5 protein-coding genes are annotated in these 6,315 nt (G+C 64.7%); all 5 read right to left on the reverse strand.

The features are described from left to right. Positions 1-163: 163 nt before the first annotated feature. A complete protein-coding gene (locus tag ACHZD8_RS11440; protein WP_187270626.1) occupies positions 164-916 on the reverse strand; it encodes an amino acid ABC transporter ATP-binding protein in 753 nt (250 codons plus the stop codon). Positions 917-927: 11 nt separating this feature from the next. Beyond that, the gene (locus ACHZD8_RS11445; protein WP_394770554.1) at positions 928-1,926 is read right to left on the reverse strand and encodes an amino acid ABC transporter permease; all 999 of its coding nucleotides are present in this window, start codon (positions 1,924-1,926) and stop codon (positions 928-930) included. Positions 1,927-1,946: 20 nt separating this feature from the next. Further along, positions 1,947-2,837 (reverse strand): ABC transporter substrate-binding protein, encoded by an 891-nt coding sequence (locus ACHZD8_RS11450; RefSeq protein ID WP_394770555.1) that lies wholly within the window; start codon positions 2,835-2,837, stop codon positions 1,947-1,949. 281 nt (positions 2,838-3,118) lie between these two features. Then, positions 3,119-4,111: a ribonucleotide-diphosphate reductase subunit beta gene (locus tag ACHZD8_RS11455; RefSeq protein ID WP_394770562.1), complete on the reverse strand. Its 993-nt coding sequence runs from the start codon at positions 4,109-4,111 to the stop codon at positions 3,119-3,121. A gap of 115 nt (positions 4,112-4,226) precedes the next feature. Then, on the reverse strand, positions 4,227-6,315 hold a 2,089-nt coding region (locus ACHZD8_RS11460), incomplete at its 5' end, for a ribonucleoside-diphosphate reductase subunit alpha (RefSeq protein WP_394770556.1).

The following is a 6,315-nucleotide window of genomic DNA, read 5'->3' on the forward strand; positions in this document are numbered from 1 at the left end:
CTCCTGTCACCATTGACTGGTTGATCGCCCAACGGCGATGATATTCGAGACGCTACGCCACGGCCCAGCAGGGGTCAACCCGCCCGGCGCCGACACAGCAAACCCGCAGTCGCCCGCCCCACCAACTCTCCGCCCGCTTGTGCGGCGGCACAATCCTCGGCCGCTACAGCACCTTCGAGAGGAACGACTTCGTGCGCTCGTGCTTCGGGTTGGCGAGCACCTCGCGCGGGTCACCGGACTCCACGACGACCCCGCCATCCATGAAGACGAGAGAGTCGGCAACCTCGCGCGCGAAGCCCATCTCGTGCGTCACCACGATCATGGTCATACCCTCCTTGGCGAGCTGCTTCATCACGTCGAGCACCTCCCCCACGAGCTCGGGGTCGAGGGCTGACGTCGGCTCGTCGAAGAGCATGAGCTTGGGGTCCATGGCGAGCGCCCGCGCGATCGCCACCCGCTGCTGCTGGCCGCCACTGAGGTGCGCGGGGTACGAATCCGCCTTGTCGGCGAGGCCGACCTGGGCGAGCAGGTCCATGCCGCGCTCGATGGCCTTCGCCTTCGGCATGCGCTTCACCCGCAGCGGCGCCTCGATGATGTTCTCGAGCGCCGTCATGTGCGGGAAGAGGTTGAACCGCTGGAACACCATGCCGATGTCACGTCGCTGGAGCGCCGCCTCGCGCGGCTTCAGCTCGTGCAGGATGTGGCCCTTCTCGCGATAGCCGACGAGTTCGCCGTCCACCCGGAGGCGACCGGCATCCACGCTCTCCAGGTGGTTGATGCAGCGCAGGAACGTCGACTTGCCGGAGCCGCTCGGGCCCACGAGGCACATCACCTCGCCCCGCTTCACCGTGAGGGAGATGCTCTTGAGCACCTTGTTGGAGCCGAAGCTCTTCGAGACGCGGTCCGCCTCCACCATCAGCGTGTCGTTCATGTCGTGCCCCCGGGCCGACTGCCGCCGGACTTCTTGTCGTCGCCCTCATCGCCGACCACCGGCACGGCCCCGGTGGCCACCGTGATCTTCTTCTCCGGTTGCGCGACGCCGATTCCCCGGGCGAAGCGCTTCTCGAGGAAGTACTGCCCGATCATGAGGATCGAGGTGAACGCGAGATACCAGATCGACGCCACGAGGAAGAGCGGGATGGGGGTGAAGGTCTCGGCGGAGATGTCCCGCGAGCGCGTGAAGAGCTCGAAGCTGAACGGCACGGCGGTCACGAGCGAGGTCGTCTTGAGCATCGAGATCACCTCGTTGCCCACCGGCGGGATGATCACGCGCATCGACTGCGGGATGATCACCCGCGACATGGTCTGGAACCAGCTCATGCCGAGCGCCGTCGCCGCCTCCTCCTGGCCGTGGTCCACCGAGAGGATGCCGGCCCGCACGATCTCGGCGATGTAGGCCGCCTCGTTGAGGGCGAGTCCGATCACGGCGAGCTGGAACACGTTGAGCACATCGCCCGTCGGCAGGCTGATGAGCGGATCGAGGAACGGGAGCCCGATGTCGATCGTGGGGTAGATGACCGACAGCAGCCCCCAGAAGGTGAGCTGCACGTACACCGGGGTTCCGCGGAACACCCAGAGGTAGAACCAGGACAGGCTCTTGAACACGGGATTCGGCGAGAGCCGCATCACGGCGAGCACGACGCCGAGTGCCACACCGATGAGCATCGAATACACGGTCAGCTCGAGGGTGATGACCGCCGCCTCCGAGATGCGCCGGTCGAAGATGTACTTGGCCACGGCCGGCCAGTTGTAGGCCGGCCGCAGCGCCGCGTCGTAGACGAAGGCCGCGGCGAACAACAGGATGATGACGGCGAAGATGTTGCGGATCGGATGCCGCAGCTTCACCGCCTTGATCGCGGTGCCGTCGTTGTCGGTCGGTGGCGGGGCGGACCCCGCCACAGACCCACTTCGGGTGTCTGTGCTCATGTCGTCAGCCGTGTGCGAGGTCAGCCGTTTGCGGCCGCATTGATCGTGATCGTGTCGATGCCGCCATCGGCGACACCCCACTTATCGAGGATCTTCTTGTACGTGCCGTCGTCGACTATCGACTGGAACGCCTTCTGCAGCGCCTTGCCGAGCTTGTCGCCCTTGTTGACGGCCACTCCGTACGGCGCCACCTCGAAGCTCTTGCCGGCGAGCTGGAGCTTGCCCTTGAGCTGCGCGACGGCGTAGAGGGTGACGGGCGAGTCGGCGCTCATCGCGTCGGCCTGGCCGAGCGCGACGGCGTTCGTCGCCTGGTCCTGGGTGTCGAACTTCACGGCCTGGATTGCGGGCTTGCCGGCATCCTCGCACGCCTTGGACTTGGCCGGAACCTCGTCGGTGTCCTCGTAGGTCGTCGCCTGCACGGCCACCTTGAGGCCGCAGGCGTTGTCCGGGTCGACGGTCTTTCCCGCCGCCGACGCCCACTGGATGCCCGCGGTGTAGTAGTTGACGAAGTCGACAACCTTCTCCCGGGCCGGGTTGTCGGTGAACGACGAGAGGCCGAGGTTGTACTTGCCCCCGGTGATGCTCGGGATGATGCTGTCGAACTTGGCGACGCGGTAGTCGGTCTTCACGCCGAGCTTGCCGCCCACGGCATCCATGAGCTCCACCTCCCAGCCGATCGGCTTACCGTTCGCGTCCTTGTACTCGTTGGGCGCGTAGGTGGGGTCGATGCCGATGACGAGCTTGCCGGCCTTGGCGATCTTGTCTGGGAGCAGCGCGGCGGCGGCGGCGTCCTTGCTTACGGTCGTGCCGCTGGAGCCCGAAGGGCCGGTCGCCGTCTCGTTGTTGACGCAGCCGCTGAGCGCGAGCGCGGTCACGACGGCGAGCACGGGAATCGCGTATCTGATTCGCATTCTTCTACCTATCTCTCCTGGTGTGAGGCCTGCGGGATCGACTGCGCGGTCGGCCGGATGCGACCCACAAGGCTCGGCCGTGATCGCGGCGATCTGAGTGAATCGCTGTGGCCATGCGTCTCGTGTCCTCGGGTCAGATCCAACGGTCCCGGCACCCTTGCCTCGACTGTTCTCGGAGCCTACACCTTGACCCGGAGTGCACTCCGCGAGCGAATCGGCAGGCCGTTAACGCGAGAAGCGGATGACCGTGGACGGGCATCCGCTTCTCGAATCCGGTGCTGCTACTTCGTGCCGACCGTCGCCTTCGCGTTCGACTCGTACGAGGTGTTCGTCGACTCGAAGAAGTTGACGAGCTGCAGCGTGTCGTTCGCCGCCGCCATCCACTTGGCCGGGTTCGAGACGTTGTACTCGGCCTCGAAGCCGAGCTCCTCGAGCCGGCGGTCGGCCAGGTACTTCACATACTGGTTGATGTAGTTGGCGTTGAGGCCGAGGATGCCGCCCGGGAGCAGGTCGCGGTTGTACTCCTCTTCCATTTCCACGGCATCCAGGATCATCTGCTTGATCTCGGCGGCGAACTCCTCGGTCTGCAGGTCGGGGTTCTCCTCCAGCACCGTGAGAATGAGGTTGATGCCGAACGTGAGGTGCAGGCTCTCGTCACGCACCACCCAGTCCATGAGCGAACCGAAGTTGCGCAGGAGGTTGCGCTGGCGGAAGCTCAGCGCCACCATGAAGCCCGAGTAGAACCAGATGCCCTCGAGGATCACGTTGTACGCGACGAGGTTGCGCACGAAGTCCTTCTTGCCCTCGGTCGTCGTGATGTCGAGAGTCTGCTCGGTCATCCGCTTGATGAACTTGACCTCGAACTCCTCCTTCTTCGCCATCGACGGGATGTCGACGTGGGAGTTGTACGCGGCCTCGCGGTCGATCGGGAAGGTCTCCAGCACGTACTCGAACGACATGCAGTGGTTGGCCTCCTCCCACATCTGCTTGGCGAGGTACAGGCTGCACTCCGCCGCGTTGATGTAGGGGTAGACGCCGAACGCGAGAGCCTTGTTCACCAGGAGCTCGTTCGGGTTGAAGTAGCTCATCAGGAAGGTGACGGCGTGACGTTCCTCGTCCGTCATCTTCTTGAAGTCGGCGATGTCTTCGCCGAGCTGGATCTCGTTGGGGAACCAGGTGTTGGCCACGGCCTGGTCGTACAGGTCCATCGCCCACTGGTAGCGGATCGGTTTGAGCAGCAGCCCCTCCTGGAGGCCGGTTCCGAGGATTCCCATTATTGGCATTCGCTTTCTACTGGCAGCTGTCGCATTGGAGGTCGTCCATCGGGTCGACCGGTACTTGGTATTCGAACGGTGCTACGTGCAGCGTCGCGGTGTTCTCGTTCATGTTCTACTCCCCCGACTTGGGAGCGAGCCCACCGAAGCCGAAACCCTTGCGCGGTGCGGCCGCCGGAGCCGCCGCCGTCTCGACCAGCTCGGTGGCCGGGGCCGCGCCGAAGCCCTTGCGAGCGCCCGATCCGATGTCCTCGGACTTGTTCACCTTCACGGTCGACTGCTCCGCGGTGTGGCGCGGCTTCATGTGCAGGTAGTAGGTGGTCTTCACGCCGCGTTCCCACGCCGACATGTAGATGTCCATCATGTCGCCGAGGTCACGCGTCTCGAGGTACATGTTGCGGCTGATCGACTGGTCGATCCACTTCTGGGCGCGCGCCGCTACCTCGAGGAAGGCGTACGGCGAGAGCTGGAAGCTCGTCTTGTACGTGGCCTTCACGTGGTCCGGGATGGCCGCGATGCCCTGGATGTCGCCCTGGCTGCGCAGGATCGCCTCGCGGGTCGAGTCCCAGATGCCGAGCTCCTGCAGGTCGTTCACGAGGTTGCGGTTCACCTCGAGGAACTTGCCGTTGGAGGTCGCGCGGCTGAAGATCTGCGAGAACTGCGGGTCGAGTCCCGGGGTGGTGCCGGCGACGAGGCCGATGGAGGCGGTGGGCGCGATCGCCATGAGCGTCGCGTTGCGCATTCCGCCCTTGACCTTCAGGCGCAGGGCGTCCCAGTCGAGCCGCGTCTTGCGGTTGACCTTGATCTCGATGCCCCGGTCCGCCTCGGTGAGCGCGATCGAGTCGAGCGGCACGAGCCCCTCCGACCAGCGCGAGCCGGCGAAGTTCGGGTATGCGCCGCGCTCGACCGCGAGGTTCGCGCTCTCGTCGATGGCGGCGTACGAGACGTGCTCCATGATCTCGTCGATCAGGTCGTACGACTCCTCGCTCTCGTAGCTGATGCCGAGCCTCTCGACCACGTCGGTGAAGCCCATCACTCCGAGGCCGACGGCGCGGTTCTGCGCGTTGGAGAAGTCGGCCTCCTTCACCGAGGAGCGGGTGATGTCGATCAGGTTGTCGAGCTGGCGCACGGCGAGGCGGGCGCTCTCCTCGATCTTGCCGAAGTCCAGCTTGCCGGCGTCGCCATTCCTATCAAGCACGAGGTGACGGGACAGGTTGATCGAGGCGAGGTTGCAGACCGAGACGTTGTCCTCGTCCTGCGGGAGGGTGATCTCGGTGCAGAGGTTGGAGAGGTGGATGGTGCCGGTGTTGTTGTTGAGCGCGCGGTTGTTGATCGTGTCTTTCCAGCACAGCCACGGGTGGCTGGTGGTCTGCAGCGAGATGAGGATCGACTTGAACTGCTCGCGGGCGGTGATCTTCTTGAACAGGCGCATCTCGCCGGCCTCGGCCTTGGCGACGTACTCGTTGTACTTGGCCGAGAACTCCTTGCCGTAGAGCTCGTTGAGGTCCTGCACCTCGAGCGGGTCGAAGAGGTACCAGTCGTCGTCGTTCTGCACGCGCTTCATGAACTCGTCGCTGATCCAGACCGCGGTGTTGGCGGTGCGGGTGCGGCGGTACGGGTCGCCGGAGTTCTGGCGCAGGTCGAGGAACTCTGGAAAGTCCAGGTGCCAGTTCTCCATGTAGAAGCAGAGGGCGCCGAACTTCTTGCCGCCGCGGCTGACCGCGCGCAGCACCGAGTCGATGGTGTGCATAAACGGGATCGGGCCGGTCGACATGGTGTTGTTCGAGCGGATCGGCGAACCCTGGGCGCGCAGCTTGGTGACCGAGAGGCCGATGCCACCGGTTCCCTTGGTGAGCCACATGACGTCGCGAACGCTCTTGGCGATGTGCTCGATGTCGTCCTGCATCTCCATGACGAAGCAGTTGGACAGTTGCGGGTAGGCGGTGCCCGCGTTGACCAGGGTCGAACCAGCAGCGATGTACTCGAGTTTCGACATCTTGTCGTAGAAGCCGAGCGCGACTGATGTGGGGTCTGCCTCGTTGAGCGCCAGGCCCATGGCGATGCGCATCCAGAAGTACTGCGGCACCTCGAGCGGCTCGCCATTGCGCGCCTTGATTCCGTAGCGGTTGTTCAGCGTGACGACCGAGATGTACTTGAGAAGCTCATCGCGCGAGGGCTCCAGCGCGCCGGCCAGCCGGTCGAGG

This window comes from Lacisediminihabitans sp., assembly GCF_043726815.1.
In the GTDB taxonomy this organism is placed as follows: Bacteria; Actinomycetota; Actinomycetes; order Actinomycetales; family Microbacteriaceae; genus Lacisediminihabitans.